We start from the raw sequence: 25,954 nt of genomic DNA, 5'->3' as shown, positions 1-25,954 counted from the left end.
AAAATGTATATTAAAAAATCTGACTCATATGAGTCAGATTTTTTAGGTTACTTTTTACTTTTTACTTTTTACTTTTTACTTTTTACTTTTTACTTTTTACTTTTTACTTTTTACTATGATTTTAACGATAATATAATTCCTAGACAAATTGAAAGGAATGCAGCAAATAGTACTCTGAAATCTGCTGGTATCATAAATGTTATTGTATGAGCAGGTATCCAAAACGTCGGTATAGTCCCTATCAATACATTTTTAGCATAAGCATAATAGTCTATATTATTGCAAATATCTTTCAAAGTTATTTTCTTATTTCTATCTTGATGTCTTAGTTCTAAGTATGTGTCTGTATGCTTGTGAAATACCATAAATACTGGCCCAAAACAGAAGTTCATAACTAACGAAGTCACTAAACCGAAAATAAAAGTACCAAATAGTGTAGACAAGTCCAGACCAGCTTTTGTAAGTTTTGTTGCCATTGAATCAGCAAATATACCCATCATAAATGCTATCCATACTCCAAGTAAGCCCCAGATAAGCATTCTAGCTCCTATAGAATGTGGAACTGTAAATTTTTTGTTTTTAATACTGCATGCTATTATTTCACCAAGAGTCGCTAATATTGCGAATTTAATAAATGATAATACATAATGATTCGTTAAAATAGACATTTTTCCTCCTAAATATTCTTCTAATTGAAATCGTTATCCAAGACTTATATATTATAACCTAGATATTGTTAAATTTCAATCTTTTTAATTTTATTTAATAATATTATTATCATTTTAAAGCACAATCAAAAAAAGTCCAATTTAATTGGACTTTTTTTGATTGTTGATATGAATTTTTTATTTCAAAAATAAACTGTATACTAGAACAGCTTACTTACTGAATCACAAGTATATATTCTATTGATTGCATCTGCGAAAAGATCTGCAACAGATCTAATCTTTATTTTATCTATTTTCTTTTCTTCTGGAAGTTCAATTGTATCAAGTACTACAAGTTCCTTGATTACTGAATTATCTATTCTTTCAATTGCTGGACCTGAAAGAACTGCATGTGTACAACAAGCATATACATCCTTCGCCCCAAATTTCTTAAGCGCTGCTGCTGCATTTACTATTGTTCCAGCTGTATCAATCATGTCATCAAGCAAGATAACATTCTTATCTTTAACCTCACCTATTATGTTCATTACTTCACTAACATTTGGCTTAGGTCTTCTCTTATCTATTATTGCAATTGGAGTTTCCTTGCTTATATTGTTAGCAAATTTTCTAGATCTTGTAACACTTCCTAAATCAGGAGATACAACAACTAAATCTTCTAAGTTTAAACTCTTAAAGTAATCAGCCAGTATAGTTCCTCCTAATAAATGATCTAGTGGAATATCGAAATATCCTTGTATCTGTGATGCATGTAAGTCCATTGTAAGAATTCTATCTGCACCAGCTGCAGTCAATAAATTTGCAACTAACTTAGCTGTAATTGGATCTCTGGCCTTTGCTTTTCTATCCTGTCTTGCGTAACCGTAATATGGTATTACAGCCGCTACTGTTCCTACTGATGCTCTCTTTAATGCATCTATTAATATTAATAGCTCCATTAAATTATTATTTACTGGACTATTAGTTGACTGTATAACAAATACATCGCATCCTCTTATTGTTTCATTGATAGACACTGATATTTCCCCATCACTAAAAGTTTCAACCTTGCAGTCTACTAGGTCCATACCCAAGCTCTTAGCTATTTTTTCAGCTAATTCCTTAGATGCGTTACCAGCAATAAGCTTCATCTTATGGCTATTGTAACAACTCATAATTCACAAACCTCCTAAAGTAAAATATAACTATATTAAAATTTATTTATAAATATTCCTTTTTATTATACCATAATTCTATGATTCTTATGATGACTTATATAAATTTATTTTCCTAAAATTTTAATTTCATTAATTTGTTTATTTTTTATTATCTTTTTCTCTTTTCTTTGCTACCCAACCTTCTTTTACTACTTGTCTTTGTCTAGCAACGGCCAAAGCTCCAACTGGTATGTCATCAGTTATTGTAGACCCTGTAGCTATAAAAGCATCTTCTTCTATAGTTACTGGAGCTACTAGATTTGCGTTAGACCCTACAAAGGCATTATCCTTTACAATTGATTTGAATTTATTTTTACCATCATAATTTACAAATACCACTCCACAACCTATATTTACATTTTTTCCTACTTCCGCATCACCTATATAAGATAAATGAGATGCCTTTGAACCATCACCAAATTGAGTATTTTTAACCTCTACAAAGTCACCAATTTTGCAATTATCTCCTATATCTGACTTGGGTCTCAGATAAGCATATGGGCCTACATTAGTGTCCATACCTACTTTTGCGTCTATTAATTCCGATTTTTTAACTGAAGTTCCATCTCCAACTACAGAGTTTTCTATACATGTATATGGCCCTATCTTACAGTTAGTTCCAATTTTTGTTCCTTTTGTTAGCATACAGCCTGGTAGAATTATTGTGTCATTTCCTATTTCTACATCTGCATCTATATATGTAGAATCTGTGTCTATTATAGTAACACCATTAGTCATATGCATTTCATTAATTCTCAGCTTCATAGTCTTTTCAGCTACAGAAAGTTGATTTCTTGAATTAACACCCATCAATTCATCAATTGTAGCTCCTAAAAAAGCACCTGTATCCATCCCTTGAGATTTTATAATCTCTATTGTATCAGGTAAATAGTATTCTCCCTGTGCATTATCGTTTCCAACATATTGTAATGAAGATTTTAAATAAGCTCCATTAAAACAATAAATACCTGAATTTATTTCATCTATCTTTAAAGTGTTTTCATCTGCATCTTTTTGCTCAACTATTTTGACTAAACTACCATTTTCATCTCTAACTATTCTTCCATATCCTGTAGGATCTTCAACTCTTGCAGTTAACACTGTTACCCCATAATTTCCATTATCATGATATTCAAAGAATTTATTCATAGTCTCAGGCATTATAAGCGGAGTGTCTCCACATAATACTACTACAGTATCTTCATCATTTATATACTTATCTGCCATCATTACAGCATGTGCTGTTCCTAACTGTTCTTCTTGATATACAGTTTTTACATCTTCACCTAATACAGATTTCACCTGATCTATACCATGTCCAAGTATAGCTATAATTTGATCTACTCCTGCTTTTTTTGAAGAATCTATGACATGATTTACCATTTCTTTTCCACATACTTTGTGAACAACCTTTGGTGAACTTGATTTCATTCTAGTTCCTTTTCCAGCTGCCAACACAATTGCTTTTTTCATTATAAAATCCTCCCCTACTTATCTATTTATATTCTTAATTAAATTTATTTTTTTATAACTTATTTAATTATTATAGCTCTTTGACCCATTTGGTAATATATTTTTATAAATTGCCAAAAATACAAAGATTGCTTACCCTTTATTGGATCTACAATTTTAACTTTACCAAGCCCCATACCTTCAACTACTACACAGTGAAGATTTTTATATAATTTGTTTTTATTGCCATTTTTATCTGTATAAGATACCATAGATTCTTCTGGTGATTTATAATCAGTTGTAAACCATACAGCTACTGGTTGTTTTTCTACCGCTACACGATGAAACAATAGCAATATATTCATCCCAGTCTTATCCCTAGCTTGCTTATCTATTCCATTATCTTTAAAATATGAGTTAGCTGCCTGAACAATAGGCCCTGCATAACAATAAAATCCATCTGAACTACTTCTAGGGTTTCCTATATAAGCTAGTTCTGGATCTGCATTTGAAAAACCAGATTTTGGCAAATAATCATTTATTATATCCTTACTTATGTTAATATTGTTATAATTCATTAACATTTGAAGTGCAGTTATTTCACATCCATTGGGAAAATCTGGATTTTGATATTTTTCACCAACATTCAAGCTCTTGTCTGGAATCAAATAAAATAAAAAAGCTATAATAATGGCCAAACAAATTAACTTTATTAAATTCCATAATTTTCTCATTAGCACAATTACCTTTCTAAAATTAGTCTGATAAATATTTTATTACAAAATATTGAACTAGACCTTAATTAATACGCAATAGCTTCTTCTTTAGTCATCCAAAAATGTATACCATGTGATGAATCTAACCATCTATTATCATCAAAACTATCCGCATAAGAAAATTGTCCCAACCTATATATAAAAGTTTCATCAACCAAAGATACTGCTTCCCTATAAAATCCACTGCCATCTAGTTTACTAATTGCTATAACTTTTGCTTTATCGCACCTACATGCTGAATTCGTTCCTGAAGACCTCTTAGCATCTGTTGGTATCAGTAATGTTACCAGAAGATCATTGAAGCATTTTTTATACCCAATAAAATATCCTTCTTCAGGACATCTTAGGGAAAAATTTTTAGTAGATTTATCATATATTATTCCTTCTAAATTTGTATCTAGTAAAATGGAGTTTTTGAAATCACTTCCTATGCAATTTGCTTCTTTTAGACTACAAGTCCTAAAGTCGCATGCACTAAGGCTTGAGCCTTCTAAATTCGCCCTATAAAAATCCACATTTCTACAAAGTGTATTTTCTAGCTTTGAATGGCTAAAATCAGTATTTTTGCAAGAAGTATTTCTTATTTCTGACCAAGATAAATCAACATAAGAAAAATCTAAATCACTTATATCTATTGAATCAATTTTAATATTCCTTAAATCAACCAAATTTTTTATGTTAATTTTTTCTTTTGAAATTTTATCAAGTTCACTATCAGGATTTCTATTAATATCTTTATTATGATTTTCATTTAAAACTCTATCTGTATCTGGTTTTTTATTTGATAGAGCTCTTACTAAATATTCTCTTGTAACTTCAATCATTTTGAAACCTCATTTACCCAATAAACCCTATATTCATCTTTGTTAAGATATATTTGACTTTTATTTAATCTCTATACTCATTGATAAAAGTCTTTAGATTAGGTTTAGCCACTATTTCATTTCCACTAGTATCCAGTTCTAACAACGATATATAGTTAGATACCATTTTATCTTCTGGCTTAACTGTTGATATAAATACTCCTGTACCTACAACCTCTGTTTGGAACTCTTTCATTAATTCTATCATACCCTTTATTGTTCCTCCACCACGCATGAAATCATCTATTATTATAACCTTGCTATGTGGTTTTAGAGCTCTACTTGGCAGGCTCATTGTTTCAACTTTTGAAGAAGTTCCTGTTAGATATGTCATACTTAGAGTTGGACCTTCTGCTACCTTTGTATTTTTTCTAATTATAACTAGAGGTAGATTCATTGCTTTCGCTGTCATAAGTGCCATAGGTATTCCCTTTGTCTCCATAGTCACTACATAATCAACATCAGAATAGTCTATATTTGATGCAAAGATTTCACCGATTTTAGCCACTACATTTGGATCGTATATAAGGTCTATTAAATACAAAAATCCACCTGATAAAATTCTACCTTCATCCTTTATCCTTTCACATAAGTGTAGTAAAAATTCCTCATTTTCTTCCTTAGAAGTCTTTGGTATATATTTTACACCACCAGCTGCTCCTGAAATTGTAATTACCTTTCCTAATTGTAATTTTTCAAAAACGTTTTTCACAACTATTAAGTCCTCGCTAATTGTAGATTTAGCCGCATTAAACTGTGTAGTAAAGAAACTAAGTGTAAATATCTTATTTGGATTATCAGATAAAATTTTTACAATGGCTCCAATCCTTTCATTTCTTTTAAACTTTTCCATATTTTATATATCCCCCTATTAATTTCAACTTTTTTTTGAAAAAACTATAATTTATTAGTTTTAAATTTATAAAATTTTACTTTTTCTTTATTTATTTCTATCAAATATTCACACTTTAAACATTTGTGGTATAATATTGATATTATAATTATATTCAAAAAACTTCTGAACATTAAAACATTATACCATATTTAATGTTCATATTACATACTTTAGGAGTATTTTTTGTAATATTTGAAAGGTGGGTAGTAAATGAAAGTACATTTTATAGGAATTGGTGGTATTAATATGAGTGCCCTAGCTGAAATCTGTATTAATAAAGGATATACAGTTACAGGTTCAGATATGCAGGAATCTTATTTAATAGAACATCTTAGAGAGCACGGAGCAAAGATAGTAATTGGACAGAAAAAAGAAAATATAACTGATGACATAAATATGGTCATCTATACTGCGGCAATATCAGAAAATAATGAAGAATTTCAAGAGGCTAAAAATAAAAACATCTTGATGATTAACAGAGCTGCATTTTTAGGACAGATAATGAGAGAATATAAAAATTCTATAGCTGTATCTGGTACACACGGAAAAACTTCAACTACAAGTATGCTTTCTGAAATATTTAATCATGCTGAAAAGGATCCTACAATTTTAGTAGGTGGAAATCTTAGTGCTATAGGTGGAAATGTTAGAATAGGATCCTCAGAAAATTTCATCACTGAAGCATGTGAATATGTAGATAGTTTTTTAAATTTTAATCCATTTATATCAATAGTTTTAAATATTGAGGAAGATCACCTAGATTATTTTTCAGGTATAGAAGAAATTAAAGCTTCATTTAACAAATTTGGTAAGTTACTTCCTAAAGAAGGAGTATTCATAATAAACGGAGATAATGAAAACACTAAAGATATAGTGTATGATGTCAAAGCAAAAATAATTAGATTTGGTCAAAATGAAAAAAATGATGCAATAATATCTGATATAAAATATGACGATGATGGGTTTGCAATGTTTAATTTGAAATATAAAGGAGTAAATCTTGGAACTTTTAAATTATCAGTCTACGGATTACACAACGTGTACAATGCTACTGCAGCAATAGTAGCTTCAATAGAATCCAATATCGAAGTAGATGTTATAAAGGAAGCTATTAAAAAATATAGAGGCGTTGGTAGAAGATTCGAAATAAAAGGCAACTTCAAAAATAACATGGTAGTTGATGATTACGCGCACCATCCAACAGAATTAAAAGCTACCCTAGCAGCAGCTAAAAATCTTAAGAAAGATAAATTATGGGTTATATTCCAACCTCATACATATTCTAGAACAAAAGCACTGTTCAACGAATTTTCAGAAGCCTTTTATTCTGCTGATGAAGTTATTATAACAGATATTTATGCCGCTAGAGAAGATAATCCCGGAGATATAAGTTCAAAAGACTTAGTTGAAAGATTGTACCAGAAAAATATAAAATCCAAATATATTCCAACTTTTGATGAAATAGTAGAATATTTAAAGGAAAATATTGGTGAAAATGAACTTATTATCACATGTGGTGCTGGTCCAATATACAAAGTTGGAGAGAGTCTATTAAAATAAAAGCCTATAAAGATGTTTATAGCTATCCCTTTAATGCTATATACACTTTATACATAAATCAAATAAAAAAGGTGGAGATATTCTCCACCTTTTTTATTTGTATATAAGTCATTTCTATTTTTTCTAATACATATTAATTAAACACATCATCATGCATATAATTATATAAGTCAGGATAAACCTCATAATATGCTGTATTATCTCCGCATATAACTTTTATAAAGTCCTTTCCCATTGTCTGTATAGTTAAATCTACACCTGATTTTTCCATTTTTATCGTATAGTTATCTTTTGTTTCAGAAAATTCTTTTTCAGGCTGGATTTTCCCTACTTCTCTTTTATAAAGTATTTTATAAACTAAGTCATCTTTATTCCATGGCATAATTCTCTTTTTATCATTCTTATGATAAACTTCAATTTTACCTAAACCTTTTTTACTAGTTATAAAGTCAACAGATGTATAAATCATCCTCCTATAAAGATTTTCAAAATCATCTTTCATAGCTACTGGTATCTTATAAACTTCCACCCTAGATCCCTTTATGATTTTCATATAATTAAAATCAGTTTGAAATTTTATCCCATCCTCTGAATAACCATGATATTTTGCATTGAAAGTATCATCTATAGATCTAATCTTTACAAACATTTCCAAGTGTCTATCAAAGTTATCTAATATAGATCCTGTTATTTTTATATTTTCAACATCTTCATCTGCTATATAAACTTTTTTTGATTGACTCAGTAATATAGAAAGAGACTTTTTCGCCTCCTCTTTATTCTTTATCTCAATTTGCTTTTCAACCTTATTTTTTTCATTGCCAGTATCAACATTTAATACATCTGTAGTTTTTGATTTTTCAATATGATTTCTAACTGCAGAAAAAGCTCCTATATAAATTGCAAAAAATATTAAAGCACAAAGTATTATAAAGGCCAATTTATTTTTTCTATATAATTTATAGAACAGACTATATATTAAGTGAAAAAAACTAGCTATCAACTTAAAAATATATCTTATAATCTTCATACTACTCCCCTTCTAATTTTTTATTTATATTATTTGCTAGACTAGCAAATTCTTCTAGACTTAAAGTTTCTCCTCTTCTCTTTTCATCTATATTTGATTCCAATAGTACCTCACTAATCTTACTTTTATCTAAAATTCCCATACTTGTAAGTGAATTTAATAAAGTCTTTCTTCTCTGACCAAATGCTGCTTTTACTGCTTTGAAAAATAGTTCTTCATTATCTACCTTGTATTTTTTTTCTGGCCTAACTCTTAATGCTATCACTATTGAATCAACATTTGGTTGTGGTACAAATAAATGCCTTGGAACCTTAGCCACTATTTCAGTATCGCAATAGTATTGAACTGCTACAGAAAGTGCCCCAAAATCTTTTTTTCCAGGTTTTGCATTCATTCTCTCTGCAACCTCCTTTTGTACCATAACTACTATATCACTAACATTTATAGATTCTTCTAAAAATCTCATGATAATTGGTGTAGTAATATAATAAGGAAGATTTGCAACCAATTTTACTGGTCCACCGTCTAGATTTTGGTCTATGAGCGTCTTTACATCTGCCTTTATAATATCTTCATTTACTACCTTAATATTATCAAAGTCTGATAAGGTATCTTCTAAAATTGGTATAAGACTTTTGTCTATTTCTACAACCAATACTTTTTCCGATTTAGATGCCAGGGCTCTTGTAAGAGTTCCTATTCCAGGTCCTACTTCTATTATTTTATCATTTTTACCCGCATTTGCTCCTTCAACAATTTTATCTATTATATTATCATCTATTAAAAAGTTCTGACCTAGTGACTTACTGAATCTAAAGCCATGCTTATTTACAACCTCCATAGTTGCTTTATGCGATGATAGTCTCTTATCCATATCTTAACCTGCTTTCTTAATCTCTCATCTTTTCTTCCATCAGACTTTTTATAATTCTCTTAAAGCATCTTCAAATTCTTTTCTACTGACACCATAATTATTTAGCCTATTTAAAAACTGCTTTGAATTCCCGTATCCAATACCTAATATCTTACCTAAAAAGTCTCTTTTATAGGATGAATTTTCACTCCCTATTAGTCCATTATATATTAAATCTTTTTGTGAAAATTCTTTTCTATCCTCTATTGATTGTGTTCTAACTTTCTCAAGTGCTGATAAAATACTCTCTGGACTGGCATTTTCGATGCCTATATCTCCATCTTTTATTGCATCTTCTCTTGGTAAAAATGCATGCTTGCAATTTGGTACTTGCTCAACTATTTTTTTTCTAATTTTTTCTCCTGCAAAATCTGGATCAGTAAAAATAATTACACCTCTTTTTTCTTGTGCTGTCTTTATTCTTTCCATCACTCCTTTAGGAAATCCAAATCCACCAGTTGCAATCAATTCACAATCTAGAGCTTTCTTAACCGCCCTTATATCATCTCTACCTTCTACTACAATAACTTCCTTTATCATCAACAAAACTCCTAATTTTATATCTAAAAATCTATCTTTTTATCAGTTAGAACTCCTTTGTTTAGAGCCATCCTATATTATATCACAGACATAGAATAATATAGTCAATTTTAATTATTTTTATTCATTTAAATCAAATAATTTTTCTAGACTTCTTATTTTTCTTCATTATTCTTTTCATCTATATTTATCTTATTTTCATTATTATTTCTAACTAATATTCTAGCAACCTCTCCTAGCAAATTTGAATAATATGATAACATTAATACTGTCATTAGCTTATCTTCTCTTCTAATTGTCTCATCATTTTCTATTTCTTTACGAGAATTTTCATTGACTACATCATCCTTATCAAGAGCATCAACCTTACTGTCATAGTCGCCTTCATTTCTTTCAATAAAAGTATCTACTATATCCTCTATTTTTACCTTGACCCTATCATTCATGCTTAACTTATTTTTTAGAAATGAGCTATATACCTTTTCTATGTCATCATCCGTTGCACACTCATCCATTAATTCCTTTATTTCGGCAAGGCTCATACTTCTTTTTAATATACATACTATAATAATTGTCAAAATATGCTCTCTATTATACTTTTTCTTTGCTGCAGGCTTTATTATACCACCTTTAGCATAATTATTTATCATTGTCTTTGTTACTTTTTGTTCCGTTTCATCATATGGAAAATACTCATCAAATAAAGTCAGCACCTGATCCATATACAAATCTATTTTGGGAATTTCATCTAATTTAATATCTTCTTTTTTTATCAATTGATCAATAATATATTTTACTTCTTCCATATTGTACCTCTCTTAAAATTAATACCTATATAATTATTATAATTCAAGACTTGTTAAAAGTCATTATATAGTTTATAATAATATTATAAGTAGTTTTTAAAACTACTTATTTAAAATATAAATATATAATTAAAAAATCAAAAGAGGTGAAAAAAAATGAATGCACTTAGAGACCCAATCAGCTCACTTACACATCTAATAGGTGGTTTTTTATCCTTACTTGGACTTGCTCTATTAATATCAAAACAATTAATAGTCGGAAATATAAATATTCAACTATTAGTGGCTACAATTATATTTGGATTATCCATGGCAATACTTTATTTTACCAGTGGAATATATCATGCTATCAGAGCCAGCAAAGAAAAAGCTATTTTAGTAATGAGAAAATTGGATCATTCGATGATATATGTATTAATTGCTGGATCTTATTCTCCATTTTGCCTATATGTATTACCTAAAAAAATAGGAATACCTGTTTTTTTAATTCTTTGGTTTATAACAATAATAGGATCTGTAATGAAAGTCATGTGGATTAATATGCCTAGAAAATTGTCTTCCGCTTTATATATAGCTATGGGCTGGACAGCAATATTTTTAATAAAAGATCTATATATAAACTTGATCCTGCCTGCCTTTATTTTATTAGTGCTAGGTGGCTTATTCTACACTATCGGTGGTGTAATTTACGCAATAAAAAAACCTAACATAAAAAATTGGAATTTCCATGATATTTTCCATATATTTATTATGTTAGGATCAATAAGCCATTTTCTATTAGTATTTAATTTTATAATTTAGTTATTTACATAAAATAAGAGCCCCTAATGGGACTCTTATTTTTTTAGCTAGACCTAGAATATCTTTTTTTCTCTCTATCTATAAACATTAGAATAAGTGCACAAAGTAAAAGAATAGGACTAATTACTATAGCCTTCAATCCTATAACCTGAAGTGATTTAGCTCCTATAATCGCTCCTAACACAAAGCAAAATATCACAAAGAAATACATAAGACCTGATTCTAAATGCTCTCTTCTTCTCGTGTGTATAAATTCCATTGTCTCATGAGTACCAGACCTAAGATTTCCTATACACATAGTAGTTGAAAATCCCTTACTATGTAATTTTCTAAATGCCTGAACCTGTATGCCACATGCAAAAGAAATTATAGAGTTTGCCAAAGAATTACTACTAGCAGAGAGCATTGATACATACGCTAATAGTATAACCTCTACTAAAAGAGCGAGCTGTCTCCAATGTATTCTCCTATATTTATACAAATTCATCTTCATTATCTGTGCCAAAGCTATCCCTAAGGCAAAAGCAAGTATAGGAAATAAATAATAAAGACTTTTTTCCAAATCACCCTCGGCTGCATGCACTCCAAACAAAAGCATATTACCAGTTTGAGCGTTTGAAAATACCTCTCCTCTCCCTAAATAAGAATAGGCATCCATCAGTCCACCGCTCAATGCTAAAAATATAGCAACTTCAAATGATTCTGACATCTGTACAGCTTTTCTCAAAACATTTACTCCCTTCTGTTATAAATAAAGCTATAAGCAATGATACATTTTTATTATTTATCCTTACTCATTTGCTTAGATTTTTCTACGCATGCAAGTTGACCTTTTATAACAGCGTTTCTAAGACCATTTTCTTCCAGTACTTCAACTGCTGCAATTGTAGTACCTCCTGGAGAACAAACCATATCTTTCAATTGACCTGGATGTTTTCCTGAATCTAACATCATTTTAGCAGCTCCTAATACTGTTTGTCCGACCATTTTATAAGCTTTATCTCTTTGAAGTCCTGATAATACCGCTGCATCTGCCATAGCTTCCATAAACATAAATATATAAGCAGGACCAGAGCCGCTTAGACCTACTACAGCATCCATTAAATTTTCTTCTATTATTTCTGCTTTTCCAAATGAATTAAATACTTTATATATTTTTTCTAAGTCATCTTCATTTACTTTATTATTTACAGCTATTGCAGACATAGCTTCACCAACTAAAGCTGGTGTATTTGGCATAACTCTAGCAATTTTTTTATCATATCCCAAATATTCTTCAATTTCTTCAATAGTAATTCCAGCTGCAACCGAAACTATGATAGCAGTATCCTTAATTAGACCGCATACCTCTTCAAGAACCTTTTTTATCATATTTGGTTTCACTGCAAATATGACCATATCTGCACCCTTTACTGCATCTCTATTACTTGAGGTAACACCTACCCCAAATTCTTTTTTAATTTTTTCTAGCTTATCCTGTCCTCTATTTGCTACAGTAATATTTTCTGCAGATACTAAATTTGATTTAACAAGACCACCAACCATTGCTGATCCCATATTTCCTGCACCAATAAAAGTTATTCTATTCATAAAATCCACCTCTATTAATTATATTTTCTACTTCTTTAAATTTATTATAGCATAAATTATGCCTTCTATTATTTAAAAAAGCATAAGTAATATTTAAACATTACTTATGCTTTAAAATCGAATTTGCTTTATTTAATTATTTATTTAATCATATTATAATTCTTAAATGTTTAGTCAAGTATATATGCTCTAAATTCTTCTAAGACTTTTTTACTTTTTCTTCTCGATACTGGTAAAATCTTACCTGAATATAAAGTCAGTTTATCTGCTCCTATATTTTTTATGTGTTTAATATTAACATATACACCTCTATGTATTTCTACCAGAGATTCTATTCCAAAGGGCAAAGCTGTAAAAGTTCTATAACAAGTTTTTATTATTGATTGATGCTTTATACCTATATACAAATTTTTATCAACTCTTTCTATATATTCAATGTCATTTAGATTAATTCTATAATGATTTTTATCGTAGTCTACTATTTCATATATACAACCTATTTGTTCATATTTTCTAATAAGCCTATCCATAACCTCTTTTAAGTCATTTTCTAAATGAGATTTTCTAACAAATCCAAAAGTATCTATAGAAAAAACTTCATATACCCTATCATTTTGAGATGTCACAAATATAAATATAGCTGATGTATCAATTAGCGATATATTTCTAGCCAATTCAATGCCATCATCCTGACCTATTTCTATATCCAAAAAATACAGAGAAAATTTGTATTTATCTATATCACTTATTAAATTGTAACAACTATCGTAGCAACTTATATTTACATCTATAAAAGCTTTCGAAAAAATTTTACTGATTATATTTTCTATATCTTTTAAGAAAACACTATTATCATCGCATATAGCTATATTCATAGTCTCCCCCTTGAGTTTAAGCTCTAAAATAAAGCTTTAATTTGAATAACTTATCCTTTTCTCGCTTCATATGACCACCATACTTGGATACTATATCCTCAACTATTTTTAAGCCGTACCCTCTAGATAGTGAATTTTTTTCCGCATATTTGCGCTTGCTAATATCCTTATTTTCATTAGAACTACATTCCTTGAAATTATTATAAATGGCATATTTTATATAGTCACCACAAAGTTCTGCTCTAATTATAATTTTTCTATCTTCTTCTTTTAAATTAAGAGAGGCTTCAATTGCATTATCTATTGTATTAAATAATATTGAAGATAATTCATAATTATCCAATGAAGTTTCTTTAGGTAAAGCTACTTTTATATCATAATTTATGTTATTAGCATCCATATCTTCTATCTTATCATTAATGACTACATCTGCTATAAAATTTCCAGTTCTGAGCTTTATAGGCAGATTTTGATATTGCTCACTTAAGGAATTATAATAGCTTACAACACTCGTATCATCTATTATCCCTTTCATAACATACATATGATTATTTATATCGTGCATCATCTTGGAAATTTTTTCCTGGCTATCTATCATTTTGTTTAGATATCTTTCATTTGACTTACTCATACCTTCAATTATTAATTTATCTGTAGTAATTCTGTTTGAATCGGATATCTTATTATAGAAATAGAAATTAGCGATAGATAGAACAGCAATTATTAATTTTATATACGATTCATATTTACTAGCTTTTTCATAACTATTTACTATATTAATATTATTAGTATTATAGTCAAAAGAGTTCAGAATACTACTTATACTTGATATTGCCACGATGGATAATACTAAAATTATTGCAAAAAAAATCTTATCTTTTTTATTGTAAAATTTAAATGTTGGCATAAATTTTTTGAACATATATAGCACTAATATTGTAATACTTATTCTTAAAAAAATATATATTAACTGAACAATAACACTGCTTCTTATTGGCGAAATTATAATTTGATATAAGCTACTTATACATATACTACCAAATATTACATCAACTATTGTCATCAGAAATATTGATATCACACCATACAAGAAAATAATCTTATCTTTATCCATAAAATAAAAATATATACTTATAACTATTATATATGCAACTCCCAGAACGCCACCCATGTTCATAATAATATTTATTTTTTTTGGCAGTAAATTTAGTATAGCAAAAGGATAAAGTAATATACAGAAACCTATATCTAAAACAAGCCTTTTCCCTCTATTAAATCTTCCACCACCTAATATATATATACTAGCAATAAATGGAATTAAAATAATTAGATAATAATATAAATACCCCTCATAAAATAACTTATACATACATTTTCCTCCTTCAATTATCTTGATAATTGAATTATAACAGAAGATTTCATAAAAATGTCTACCACATATAACCTATATATGACCGCATATGTATTAAGTATAATTTTTAATATATCACAAAAAACGGTGTGATCAAACACATCATATGTGTTTGATCACACCGCATAAATTAGCAATTTTCATCAACATTATTCGACAAATAACCCTTAAAATATTATTACTTGTTATTCTTTTCCAGCCAGTCTATTACCTCCAATAATCCATCACACCTAGCTATAGACTGATTCTTCATAGCTTCTGTAGGTTGTTTGAAATCAACCACATTTATACAAGGAAAGCCACCATTATAAGCAGCTTCCACACCAGATGGAGAATCTTCTAATATTAAACACTCTTTTGGCTCTAGTCCTAATTGCTCCGCAGCCTTTAAAAATATTTCTGGATTTGGCTTTGAATGTTCTACCCAATCACCATACATATAACCTTGAAACCTATCATATAAATTGGTTCTTTTTAATCTATCTACTGATCTGTCTTCTCTAGTAGAAGTTGCTATTGCTCTTTTGTATCCATTTTTTTCTAGATAATCTACTATTTCATATACTCCAGGTAGTACCGGTATAGGGCTAGAATCTAATTTAGCCACCATAGCAGCTGTCTTTTCTCTTGAAATTGAATCAAAATCTATAGAGGAGTCATTATATATTTCCTCTAAACCTTTTATTAGTCCTGTTCTATTTCTTCCCATTACCTGCGTATAGATTGAATCATCCATTTTATAGCCATACTTTGCCATAGTTTTTGTCCAAAAAGTTGAAGACATCCTCTCTGTATCAAAAATTACGCCATCAACATCAAATATTACGCCTTTTATATTTTTCATTACAAAACCACCTAACATAAACTTTCTTATAAAATTATACATATCCAAAAACTGGATAGGTATAATTTTTTATTGTATAAATATATTTATACTTTTCTAGTTATCCATATTAAGTCTTATATACTTTACAACATAAAACCGCTATTATACTCCAAAGAATTTCTTTGCATTTTCTCTAGTTATTCTACAAACCTCTTCATATGGTATGTTTCTTTCTTCTGAGATTTTTTCAGCCACATATTTTACAAATGAAGGATTATTTCTCTTGCCTCTCATTGGAACTGGTGCAAGATATGGTGAATCTGTTTCAATTAGCATATATTCCATAGGTATTTGCTTTGCTACTTCAATAGTCTTTCTGTTATTTTTAAAAGTAATAGTTCCAGGTATTGATATATAGCATCCTAGCTTTATGTATTCTTTTGCTAGTTCCACCTCACCGCTATAACAATGTAGTACACAGCCAGTCTCTGGAGCCTTGTATTTTTTTATTATTTCAAAGCAGTCTCCATGAGCATCTCTATCATGAACAATAAAAGGCAACCTTAGCTCATTAGCTAGTTGAATTTGCTTAATAAAAAATTCTTTTTGGGTTTCTCTAGGCGAAAAATCATAGTAATAATCCAAACCTATTTCACCTATTGCTACTACCTTTTTGCTAGAAAGAGCAAGTTCTTTTATTCTTTCTATATCCTTATCCGTAATATTTTCAACTTCATGTGGGTGATATCCAACAGCCGCATATATAAAGTCAAATTCTTCTGCTAATTTTATGGCATCTATAGAAGTCTTTGTATCTACTCCAGGATTTACTACATTACTTATATTATTATCCCTTAATAACTGTACCAACTCAGATCTATCTTCATCAAATTTCTCATCAGTAATATGAGCGTGTGAATCAAACAGCATTATCTCACCTCAGATCCATCAATTGCCCCTAAAACCTCTGGCAAAACTAAATCACTTCCATTATCTCCAGCTGCCAATATCATACCTTGAGATTCTACTCCCCTTAGTTTTACTGGCTTTAAGTTACATACTACAACTACTTGTTTTCCTATCATTTCTTCTGGTTTATACCACTGTGCTATGCCAGAAACTATCTGTCTAACTTCAGAACCAAGTTTTATCTGTGATACTAATAGTCTGTCCGCTTTTGGATGCTTTTCACATTTTACGACTTTACCAACTCTTAGCTCAACTTTTTCAAAATCTTCAATAGTGATTTCTTTCTTGTGTTGTATTTTAACTTCTTGATCTACTATTTTTTCAGCAAACATTTCTTCTAATATCTTTATTTCTTCTTCAACATCTAATCTTGGAAATAACACCTCTCCCTTTTCAACCTTTGTTCCATCTTTTATTAATCCAAATTCATTTGTACTTTCCCAACTTGTCAATTCTTCTTTGCCAGCTACACCTATCTGAGCAAATATCTTTCTTGAAGTCTCCGGCAACAATGAACTAATTAATGTCGATATCAGCCTTATAGACTCACAAAGATTATACAATACATGATTTAACTTATCTTTTGAAGTCTCATCCTTAGCTAAAGCCCAAGGCATAGTTTCATCTATATATTTATTTGTTCTTCTTACAAATTTCCATACACTTTCTAGTGCTTCATGGAACATTAATTCATTCATTTGCTTTTCAAAATCTACTCTAGATTCTTTGTATGTATCTATTAAAGATTGATCAAATTCATTTGTTTCATCATTTTTCACTAAAATATTGTCATTATATTTTTCTACCATAGATACTGTTCTGCTAACCAAATTTCCTAAATCATTTGCTAGATCTGAATTTATTCTATTTATAAAATTCCTATGAGTATAAGATCCATCTTGTCCAAATGAAAACTCTCTTAATAAGAAGTATTTCAGTGCATCTACTCCATATTTATCTACCATCTGACCTGGATAAACTATATTACCCTTTGATTTACTCATCTTATCATCAGCAAATAAAATCCATCCATGACCAAATACTCTCTTTGGAAGTGGTAAATCAAGTGCCATCAATATTGCAGGCCATATAATTGTATGGAACCTTACAATCTCCTTTGCAACCAAATGTACATCTGCTGGCCAGTATTTTTTGAAGTTTGTATCGTCTTCACCCTCGTACCCCAAAGCAGTTATATAGTTGCACAAGGCATCTACCCATACATAAATTACATGCTTTTCATCAAATGGAACCTTTATACCCCAGTCAAATGAAGTTCTTGTCACAGATAAATCTTCCAAACCTGGATCTAAGAAATTTTTTATCATTTCATTTTTTCTACTTTCTGGAAGTACAAAATCTGTATTTTCAAATAAATCTCTTAACCTATCTTCATATTTAGATAACTTAAAGAAATAAGATTCTTCTTTTACAACCTTTGTTTCTCTACCACAATCTGGACATCTATTTCCTTCTAGCATCTGACTTTCTGTCCAGAAACTTTCACAAGGAACACAATAATTACCTTCGTATGACCCCTTGTATATATCTCCCTGTTCATAAAGCTTTGTAAAGATTTTCTGTATAGCTTTTTCGTGTCTTTCTTCTGTTGTTCTAATAAAGTCATCATTAGTTATTTCTAACTTTTTCCAAAGGTCCTTTATTTCAGCTATTTGAGCATCCAAAAAATCTATTTCTTTCATTCCTGCTTCTTTAGCTTTTTTCTGTATTTTTTCTCCATGCTCGTCTGTTCCAGTTAGAAATCTTACATCATAACCACAAAATCTCTTAAATCTTGATATAGCATCTGCTGCTATTGTAGTATAAGCATGACCTATATGTAATTTTCCACTTGGATAGTATATAGGTGTTGTTACGTAAAATGTAGGTTTTTCTGCCATATTATTCCTCCTAAATAAATATTAAAATAAAAAATACCCCTATGTATAAAACATAGGGGCGAGTATTAATTCACGGTACCACCCTAATTTACCAACTAAATAAATTGGTATCTTAAGTGACTTAACGCGCCAAACGCACATCTTACTCATTTCAGATATGAGGCTCCAAGACCATTTTCAATATCTTTGGGGTATTGGTTTTCAGCTAATCCAACTCTCTGTAACCTTAGTAATATATCTCTTCTCTTCACTGCCAATATTAATTATATATTTTCATTTTATTATATATATAATTAAAAGTCAATCTAGATAGAAAAATGCACCCAAGTTAATTTACTGAGTGCATTTTTATATACTTATAAAATTGATTTTGCCTGAATTGGAGTTGATAGTATAACTGAAGTCTTTGTTCTACCAAAGTCTTTTAAACCATCTATTACATCTTCAAGTTCATCCATATTTTCAACTATTACCTTTATTAATGAACTATCGTCTCCTGTTATATGATGACATTCAACTATTCTTGGATCATTTTTTACCTTTTCTAAGAATTTTTCATAAGCTGATCCTGGAAGAGATACATTTATAAATGCCTTTATTACTCTGCCCATAGAATCTGGATTTATTATTGCCTTATATCCTGATATTATACCAGCTTCTTCTAATCTTTTTACTCTTTCAGATACAGCTGGAGAAGTTAAACCTACTGCTATACCTAAATCTTTCATAGAAATTCTTCCACTATCCTGTAGTATTTCTATTATTTTTGCATCTGTTACATCCATTCTTTCTTCATATGGTTTTCTCGTCATTTTGTCACCCCACTAAAACTTATATTTATATACTAAAATTTCTTTTTCTGAGCAATCATATTTTGTTTCAAATCCCATAATTTTTGTGACAGGTCCACCTTGTAAATATGGGGATTCTTTATTCTCTTGTATTGATTCCATATACAGGCGAGTTCATTGCGTGTATGATCTTTTACTTCTTCCACTGTCTTCTTTTCTCTTACACATATACCCTTTAAGAATAATGGAGATAACATCTCCTTTACCTTATAATTTTCATAAGTTTTTGTTTTCCATGTGTAAATTGGATCAAAAATTTCTAGTGGTTTACTAGTATCTATCTCTTCATCTGAAAGCATTATTAAATCCGCTTCTGATTTACCAAAACTATTGTATATTCTCACAACCTTTTTAAATCCTGGATTATTAATTTTTTCTGGATTTTCAGATATTTTAATCTTAGGCTCAAGTATACCTTCTTTGTTTGTTGTTGCGCAAAGCTTATAAACACCACCTAATGAAGGATAATCATAAGATGTTATTAATTTAGTTCCAACACCCCATGAATCTATTACCGCCCCTTCCTGTTTTAAAGAAGTAATTGTATATTCATCCAAATCATTTGATGCTGTTATTTTCGCATCTGGGAATCCCGCTTCGTCTAGGCGTTTTCTTACTTCTTTTGACAGGTAAGTCAAGTCTCCTGAGTCAAGCCTTACACCTAGTGGTTCATAGCCCTTTTCTCTTAACTCTTTAAATACAGTAATCGCATTTTTTATACCACTGTCTAAAACATTATATGTATCAATTAAAAGCAAGCATGTCTCTGGATAGGTATCTGCATATGCTCTAAAAGCATCTAGTTCTGTATCAAATTTTTGCACCCAACTATGGGCATGTGTACCTGAAATTGGAACATTAAACATTTTTCCCGTCAATACATTTGATGTACCAACACATCCACCTATTATAGCTGCTTTTGCTCCATATAAACCCGCTTCTGGTCCTTGTGCTCTACGAAGACCAAACTCTAAGACTGGGTCTCCATTAGCAGCATAACATACTCTTGAAGCCTTAGTCGCTATTAAAGTCATAAAGTTTACTATTGATAATATGGCTGTTTCTACTAGCTGAGCTTGGTACAATGGTGCTTTTACTATTAAAATTGGTTCACCAGGATACATGACAGTTCCATCTTCAACTGCATATATATCACCAGTAAATTTAAACTTTCTTAAAAATTCTAAAAATTCATCATCAAACAAGCCTAAACCTTTTAGATATTCAATATCATGATCATTAAAAGCCAAATTTTGCACATAATGAACTACTTCTTCCATACCACATACAATTGTATAACCGCCTTCGCAAACGTTTTTCCTGAAAAAAACATCAAATACCGCTATATCTTCGTGTATACCTTTCTTGAAGTATCCATTCATCATTGTCAACTGATATAAGTCAGTCAACATTGTTAAATTTGTTTTCATTTTTATCTCCTTATATTTCCGACAATAGCCACCTAATCTAACTTTAGTTTTTAAAGTTTGTATAAGTTACCTTTATTTTAACATATTTATTAATAAAATTCCATTTAATTTAAAAATATATTGATTTTTTTACTTATACACATTATATATATAGTATTTTATCTTTGAAAATGTATTCCTATTTTAATTACTATACTTGTAATCATGAGTTTAAAACCTAATTTTAAGAGTTTTTTCTTTATAAGAAAATGCAAACAAGAAATGTAGGTTAAACAAAATAAAACATTCTCATTTGCATTATATACTTTTTATTAAATTCTCTAATCTTTTTATATGATTTAATTTTTTATTTATATTAAATTTGGTAATTTATAAATCTAATACCTGTTTATAAATTATATCTTTTTTAACTTTCCTTTCTCTACTGACCATTTTTATGGCATCTTTTTTACTTTGTCCTTGCTCAATTAACTTAATTACATAATCTCGATCACTAAGTTCAGAATAATTGTTTAAATCTTCGTCAATCGGATTTGAATTACCTTCTAATACCAATATATATTCCCCTCTAGGATCATTTTCATTATAAAAGTTTATAGCCTGACTTATATTTGTCCTATGATAATCCTCATATTTTTTGGTAAGTTCTCTACACAAAGATATTCTTCTCTCTCCCAAAATATCAAACATTAGTTTAAGAGTCTCTTTTAGTCTATGTGGTGATTCATAAACTATGAGTGTTCTCTCCTCATTTTTTATCTTCTCCAAACGATCTTTCTTTTTCTTTTTATCCCTATCTAAAAAACCTTCAAAAACAAACTTATTAGTATCTAAACCAGATCCTACCAATGCGACAACAAATGCTGATGGACCAGGTAAAACCTCCACTTTAATTGAATTTTCAATACACAAACTAACCATATCGGCTCCTGGATCTGAAATGCCTGGCATACCTGCATCGCTTACAAGAGCTATATTAGTTCCCTCTTCAAGCTTTGATATTATAGCTGATCCTTTCGTTATTTTATTATGCTCGTGATAGCTAATTAGTGGCTTTGATATATCAAAGTGATTCAATAGTTTTATAGTATGTCTAGTATCCTCTGCCGCTATTAAATCTACTTCTTTTAATACCCTCAGAGTTCTGTAAGATATATCTTCTAGATTACCTATAGGTGTTGGGCATATAAATAATTTACCTTTCATCCTTATACCTCCACACTTTGATTTGCATAAATACTTAATAATTCTTCAGTATATGTTCCATCCTCTTTATACACATATAAGGGATTCAGTATCTTAAGCTCTGGCTTAGCATATTTTACAAACTCTACCAGTACTAGCTTAGGAGACTTTCCTACTTTTGAATGAATAAATCTCATAACCTTGGCTTCCAACTTATACTTTCTACCAAAATCTATTATATCAACTAGTCTTTGACTTCTATTCACCATAAAAAATTTTCCATTTGGCTTTAATAAATCTGCTGCTATCTTTATAACATCTTCTAAATCACACATTATACCATGCCTAGAAATAGCTTTTTTATCGTTTGGATTAATCATTCCATTTGAGTGCATATATGGTGGATTAGATGTAACCACATCATAAGAATTTTTACCAATAATCGAACATATTTGTCTCATATCTATATTCTCAATTTTAATTCTATCTTGTAAACGATTGAGCTCAACAGATCTTTTTGCCATATCAGCTACTTCATCCTGTATTTCTACTCCAATAATTTCAGATACTCTACTTTTCCCAGATACTAAAATCGGTATTATACCTGTTCCTGTTCCAAGATCAACCATCTTATGTTTTTGTTTTACTTTCACAAAATTAGCTAATAATACAGCATCTATACCAAAACAAAATCCATTGGGATTTTGTATTATCTTTAATTCATTAAATTGTAAGTCATCTATTCTTTCATTTTCTTTTAGATACTTATCTATATTTTCCATATAATTTCTTATTCCTGTTCTAATCTCTTTAATTCTGCTAAAGCTTCTGCATCTAATGTTTCATCTGCTATAGGATTTGTCTTGATATTATCTTTCTTAAAGGCCTTTACTACCTTGTAATCACCTTCTGATAATACACCAAACTCTTTATTATCTTCATATTCTACCTTAATAGTTTCTAGCAAATAATTTGCTTCTACTACTTTTGCTTTTCTATTATCATATAAATCTTTTACTATCCATCCCTGAGCAGGCATTTTCTTGATAGCTTCTGCATATCCCTGAGACTCATATTTTAGACAGCAGAATAATCTGCCACATACCCCTGAAATTTTTGCTGGATTTAAAGATAATCCTTGGTCTTTTGCCATTTTTATTGATACAGGCATAAATTCACCTATCCAATTTGAGCAACATAAACCTCTTCCACAAGGTCCAATGCCATTTAGTATTTTAGCTTCATCTCTTACACCAATCTGTCTAAGCTCTATTCTAGTCTTGAATATTGCAGCTAAGTCTTTGACTAGCTCTCTAAAGTCAATTCTTCCTTCTGCTGTAAAGTAAAAAATTAGCTTGTTTCTATCAAACGTATATTCACAATCTATCAAAAACATATCTAGATCATGCAATTTTATCTTTTCTTGGCAAACAGCCGTAGCCTCTTTTGTCTTTACTTTATTTTCTTGATATATTTTGCTATCTTCATTAGTTGCCAGCCTAATAATAGGCTTTAAAGGACTTACAATATCATCTTCTTTCACTGATCTAGTCTCTATAACAACCATACCATATTCGAGACCTCGAGATGTTTCTACTATCACGTCATCTCCTATTTTTAATTCTATATCAAGCGGATCAAAATAATATATTTTTCCCGCAGCTTTAAATCTTATTCCTACTATATTTACCATATATTCACCACCTCGTATATATTTAATGACATAGTCTGCATACATGTATTGAAATTACAATTAGAAGCTAATTTCTTTTTACTATCTTCTAATATATCTATTATCTGCCCCATCTGATATACACTCAATGCACTTGCTAATTTATTCAAAAATTCATATCTATATTTATTTGCGATTAAATTTTTATCTGCATTTGATTTAATTAATATTGCATCTCTTATATATAATTCAAATATTTCAATCACACTATTTATTTGCATACTATATTTTTTTATATTTTCCGAAAAACGAGTTATTTCATAATAGCCTTCTCTTTTTAAAAGTTCTTCTATAAAATTTTCCACTTCTTCCCTTATTTCAACTAAACTGCTACTATTTGCTATCTCAAGTGCAAGACTAGCATTTCCTCTCGAAAAAATACTTGCCACACTAATACTTTCTTCACTATAGCCATTATCTGTGAGTATATGCTTTATACTATCATCAGATAGTGGCGAAAATTTTAATTCTATACATCTAGAAAGTATTGTTTCTAATAACAAATCTTTATTTTTAGTTATAAGTATTATTATACCATAGCTACTGGGTTCTTCTAAAGTTTTTAATAAAGCATTCTGTGCTTGAACTGTCATTTTATCTGCATCATTAATTAAATAAATTTTATACTTTCCATATGGTTTTATATTTATACTATTATTTATTGATCTTATAGCTTCTATCTTTATTGTCGACTCATCTTTTTTAGGATTTATTTCAATAAAATCGGAAGTATTATCAAGTCTAACTCCCATTATTTCCTTAGAAAATTCTCTTGCAAGTTTTGCCTTTCCAACTCCTTCAGGTCCAGTAAATACATATGCATTAGTTAATTGACCATTTTTTATAGATTTAAATAATATGTTTTTTGCAAACTCATGACCATATATATTTTCAAACATTTTATCTCCTATGTATTCAATATTTTTATTTAGTATTTATTTGTTTCTTTATTTTACTATAAATTTCATTGTGTATATCTTCTATAGATTTCATTTTTATATCGTCATCGACTATTTCCATACATTCTATAATACTCCAGTTGTATTTTTCTGCAACATATTTAGAATTACTATATGTCTTTTTTAAATATTCAATATCACTTTCATGTATATCTTTTTTCGATTCGTTTGTAATTTTATTTTTTCTATCTTTCATCAGTCTTTCTGTCATTTCTACAGGTACATCTAAAAAAAATACTTGGCTTGGCTGAGGAAGTTTATATAGACCATATTCGTAATTATATAGCCAATTTAGAAACATATCCTTATCTTCTTTGCTATCTATTTTAGAAGCTTGATGAACCATATTTGAAGTTGTATATCTATCTGCTAGTATAATCCCTCCATCAAGATAAAAGTCTTCCCATTCTATCTTATAAGAAGCATATCTATCTGCCGCATAAAATGTAGAAGCTATATACCCATCTACATCATCCGCTTTTTTTCCAAACTTACCATCTAAATACATTTTTACAAGAGCTGAAGAATCAGATTTGTAATTAGGATATTCTACTTTCATTACTTTATATCCTTCTTCTTTCAACCTATTGTATAATAGTTCTGTTTGGGTCGCCTTTCCTGAACCGTCTGTACCACTTTCTATAACAAAAATGCTCCCTTTCATAATTCCTCCACACATTTTATTTAATATTGATTGACTCATAACAAAAAATTACTATTAAATT

The 25,954-nt window shown here is 29.5% G+C and carries 26 protein-coding genes and 1 other annotated feature; of the genes, 2 read left to right on the top strand and 24 right to left on the bottom strand.

Annotation, left to right across the window (positions count from 1 at the left end; all coding sequences use genetic code 11):
• Positions 1-113 precede the first annotated feature (113 nt).
• The 6 genes from O0R46_RS00930 to purR all read right to left on the bottom strand — a co-directional run bounded on the left by O0R46_RS00930 (position 114) and on the right by purR (position 5,808).
• Positions 114-668, bottom strand: coding sequence for an Mpv17/PMP22 family protein (locus O0R46_RS00930; protein WP_269311734.1), 555 nt, complete (start codon positions 666-668; stop codon positions 114-116).
• A gap of 200 nt (positions 669-868) precedes the next feature.
• The gene (locus O0R46_RS00925) at positions 869-1,822 is read right to left on the bottom strand and encodes a ribose-phosphate pyrophosphokinase (protein WP_269311733.1); all 954 of its coding nucleotides are present in this window, start codon (positions 1,820-1,822) and stop codon (positions 869-871) included.
• A gap of 141 nt (positions 1,823-1,963) precedes the next feature.
• Entirely contained in the window at positions 1,964-3,337 is a 1,374-nt protein-coding gene (gene glmU, locus O0R46_RS00920; RefSeq protein WP_269311732.1) for a bifunctional UDP-N-acetylglucosamine diphosphorylase/glucosamine-1-phosphate N-acetyltransferase GlmU, read from the bottom strand.
• Between the two features lie 59 nt (positions 3,338-3,396).
• Entirely contained in the window at positions 3,397-4,050 is a 654-nt protein-coding gene (locus O0R46_RS00915; RefSeq protein ID WP_269311731.1) for a C39 family peptidase, read from the bottom strand.
• A gap of 68 nt (positions 4,051-4,118) precedes the next feature.
• A complete protein-coding gene (locus O0R46_RS00910; protein ID WP_269311730.1) occupies positions 4,119-4,916 on the bottom strand; it encodes a pentapeptide repeat-containing protein in 798 nt (265 codons plus the stop codon).
• Between the two features lie 64 nt (positions 4,917-4,980).
• On the bottom strand, positions 4,981-5,808 hold the full coding sequence (gene purR / locus O0R46_RS00905) for a pur operon repressor (RefSeq protein ID WP_269311729.1): 828 nt from the start codon (positions 5,806-5,808) through the stop codon (positions 4,981-4,983).
• Positions 5,809-6,060: 252 nt separating this feature from the next.
• On the opposite strand from purR, the gene murC reads away from it, so the two are divergent.
• Positions 6,061-7,410 (top strand): UDP-N-acetylmuramate--L-alanine ligase, encoded by a 1,350-nt coding sequence (gene murC / locus O0R46_RS00900; protein WP_269311728.1) that lies wholly within the window; start codon positions 6,061-6,063, stop codon positions 7,408-7,410.
• A 133-nt stretch (positions 7,411-7,543) separates the two neighbouring features.
• Here the strand turns inward: murC and O0R46_RS00895 are convergent, their stop codons facing one another.
• The 4 genes from O0R46_RS00895 to O0R46_RS00880 form a co-directional block, all read right to left on the bottom strand.
• On the bottom strand, positions 7,544-8,440 hold the full coding sequence (locus O0R46_RS00895; RefSeq protein ID WP_269311727.1) for a hypothetical protein: 897 nt from the start codon (positions 8,438-8,440) through the stop codon (positions 7,544-7,546).
• A 1-nt stretch (position 8,441) separates the two neighbouring features.
• Positions 8,442-9,314, bottom strand: coding sequence for a 16S rRNA (adenine(1518)-N(6)/adenine(1519)-N(6))-dimethyltransferase RsmA (gene rsmA, locus O0R46_RS00890; RefSeq protein ID WP_269311726.1), 873 nt, complete (start codon positions 9,312-9,314; stop codon positions 8,442-8,444).
• A 48-nt stretch (positions 9,315-9,362) separates the two neighbouring features.
• Positions 9,363-9,893, bottom strand: coding sequence for a ribonuclease M5 (gene rnmV, locus O0R46_RS00885; protein ID WP_269311725.1), 531 nt, complete (start codon positions 9,891-9,893; stop codon positions 9,363-9,365).
• A gap of 155 nt (positions 9,894-10,048) precedes the next feature.
• A complete protein-coding gene (locus O0R46_RS00880) occupies positions 10,049-10,699 on the bottom strand; it encodes a DUF1836 domain-containing protein (protein ID WP_269311724.1) in 651 nt (216 codons plus the stop codon).
• 156 nt (positions 10,700-10,855) lie between these two features.
• On the opposite strand from O0R46_RS00880, the gene trhA reads away from it, so the two are divergent.
• On the top strand, positions 10,856-11,500 hold the full coding sequence (gene trhA, locus O0R46_RS00875; protein ID WP_269311723.1) for a PAQR family membrane homeostasis protein TrhA: 645 nt from the start codon (positions 10,856-10,858) through the stop codon (positions 11,498-11,500).
• Positions 11,501-11,543: 43 nt separating this feature from the next.
• On the opposite strand, the gene O0R46_RS00870 is transcribed toward trhA, so the two are convergent.
• From O0R46_RS00870 to O0R46_RS00805, 14 genes are all read right to left on the bottom strand, one after another.
• Positions 11,544-12,227 carry a YoaK family protein gene (locus O0R46_RS00870; RefSeq protein ID WP_269311722.1) on the bottom strand — a complete coding sequence of 228 codons (684 nt, stop codon included), beginning with the start codon at positions 12,225-12,227 and terminating at the stop codon, positions 11,544-11,546.
• A gap of 53 nt (positions 12,228-12,280) precedes the next feature.
• Positions 12,281-13,090 (bottom strand): pyrroline-5-carboxylate reductase, encoded by an 810-nt coding sequence (gene proC, locus O0R46_RS00865; RefSeq protein ID WP_269311721.1) that lies wholly within the window; start codon positions 13,088-13,090, stop codon positions 12,281-12,283.
• Between the two features lie 170 nt (positions 13,091-13,260).
• A complete protein-coding gene (locus tag O0R46_RS00860; protein WP_269311720.1) occupies positions 13,261-13,965 on the bottom strand; it encodes a LytR/AlgR family response regulator transcription factor in 705 nt (234 codons plus the stop codon).
• Positions 13,966-13,981: 16 nt separating this feature from the next.
• On the bottom strand, positions 13,982-15,334 hold the full coding sequence (locus tag O0R46_RS00855; protein WP_269311719.1) for a sensor histidine kinase: 1,353 nt from the start codon (positions 15,332-15,334) through the stop codon (positions 13,982-13,984).
• Between the two features lie 220 nt (positions 15,335-15,554).
• Positions 15,555-16,220, bottom strand: a complete 666-nt coding sequence (locus O0R46_RS00850) for an HAD family hydrolase (RefSeq protein WP_269311718.1) — start codon at positions 16,218-16,220, stop codon at positions 15,555-15,557.
• A gap of 144 nt (positions 16,221-16,364) precedes the next feature.
• Positions 16,365-17,132: a TatD family hydrolase gene (locus O0R46_RS00845; RefSeq protein WP_269311717.1), complete on the bottom strand. Its 768-nt coding sequence runs from the start codon at positions 17,130-17,132 to the stop codon at positions 16,365-16,367.
• Positions 17,132-19,072, bottom strand: coding sequence for a methionine--tRNA ligase (metG, locus tag O0R46_RS00840; RefSeq protein ID WP_269311716.1), 1,941 nt, complete (start codon positions 19,070-19,072; stop codon positions 17,132-17,134). The genes O0R46_RS00845 and metG overlap by 1 nt, the downstream gene beginning before the upstream one ends.
• 51 nt (positions 19,073-19,123) lie before the next feature.
• Positions 19,124-19,332 (bottom strand) — a binding site (T-box leader).
• Positions 19,333-19,428: 96 nt separating this feature from the next.
• Positions 19,429-19,857: an Lrp/AsnC family transcriptional regulator gene (locus O0R46_RS00835; protein WP_269312513.1), complete on the bottom strand. Its 429-nt coding sequence runs from the start codon at positions 19,855-19,857 to the stop codon at positions 19,429-19,431.
• 59 nt (positions 19,858-19,916) lie between these two features.
• Positions 19,917-21,353: a nicotinate phosphoribosyltransferase gene (locus tag O0R46_RS00830; RefSeq protein ID WP_269311715.1), complete on the bottom strand. Its 1,437-nt coding sequence runs from the start codon at positions 21,351-21,353 to the stop codon at positions 19,917-19,919.
• Positions 21,354-21,722: 369 nt separating this feature from the next.
• Positions 21,723-22,559: a 16S rRNA (cytidine(1402)-2'-O)-methyltransferase gene (rsmI, locus tag O0R46_RS00825; RefSeq protein WP_269311714.1), complete on the bottom strand. Its 837-nt coding sequence runs from the start codon at positions 22,557-22,559 to the stop codon at positions 21,723-21,725.
• A 2-nt stretch (positions 22,560-22,561) separates the two neighbouring features.
• Positions 22,562-23,320 carry a tRNA1(Val) (adenine(37)-N6)-methyltransferase gene (locus O0R46_RS00820; RefSeq protein WP_331275601.1) on the bottom strand — a complete coding sequence of 253 codons (759 nt, stop codon included), beginning with the start codon at positions 23,318-23,320 and terminating at the stop codon, positions 22,562-22,564.
• An 8-nt stretch (positions 23,321-23,328) separates the two neighbouring features.
• Positions 23,329-24,231, bottom strand: a complete 903-nt coding sequence (locus O0R46_RS00815; RefSeq protein ID WP_269311713.1) for a PSP1 domain-containing protein — start codon at positions 24,229-24,231, stop codon at positions 23,329-23,331.
• Positions 24,225-25,169 carry a DNA polymerase III subunit gene (locus O0R46_RS00810; RefSeq protein WP_269311712.1) on the bottom strand — a complete coding sequence of 315 codons (945 nt, stop codon included), beginning with the start codon at positions 25,167-25,169 and terminating at the stop codon, positions 24,225-24,227. The genes O0R46_RS00815 and O0R46_RS00810 overlap by 7 nt, the downstream gene beginning before the upstream one ends.
• A gap of 25 nt (positions 25,170-25,194) precedes the next feature.
• On the bottom strand, positions 25,195-25,893 hold the full coding sequence (locus O0R46_RS00805; RefSeq protein WP_269311711.1) for a dTMP kinase: 699 nt from the start codon (positions 25,891-25,893) through the stop codon (positions 25,195-25,197).
• Between the last annotated feature and the right edge of the window lie 61 nt (positions 25,894-25,954).

This window comes from Peptostreptococcus equinus (genome assembly GCF_027125355.1).
GTDB classification, from domain to species: domain Bacteria; phylum Bacillota; class Clostridia; order Peptostreptococcales; family Peptostreptococcaceae; genus Peptostreptococcus; species Peptostreptococcus equinus.
Note: the sequence above shows the minus strand (reverse complement) of the source record. Positions and strands in the feature narration are given on the sequence as shown.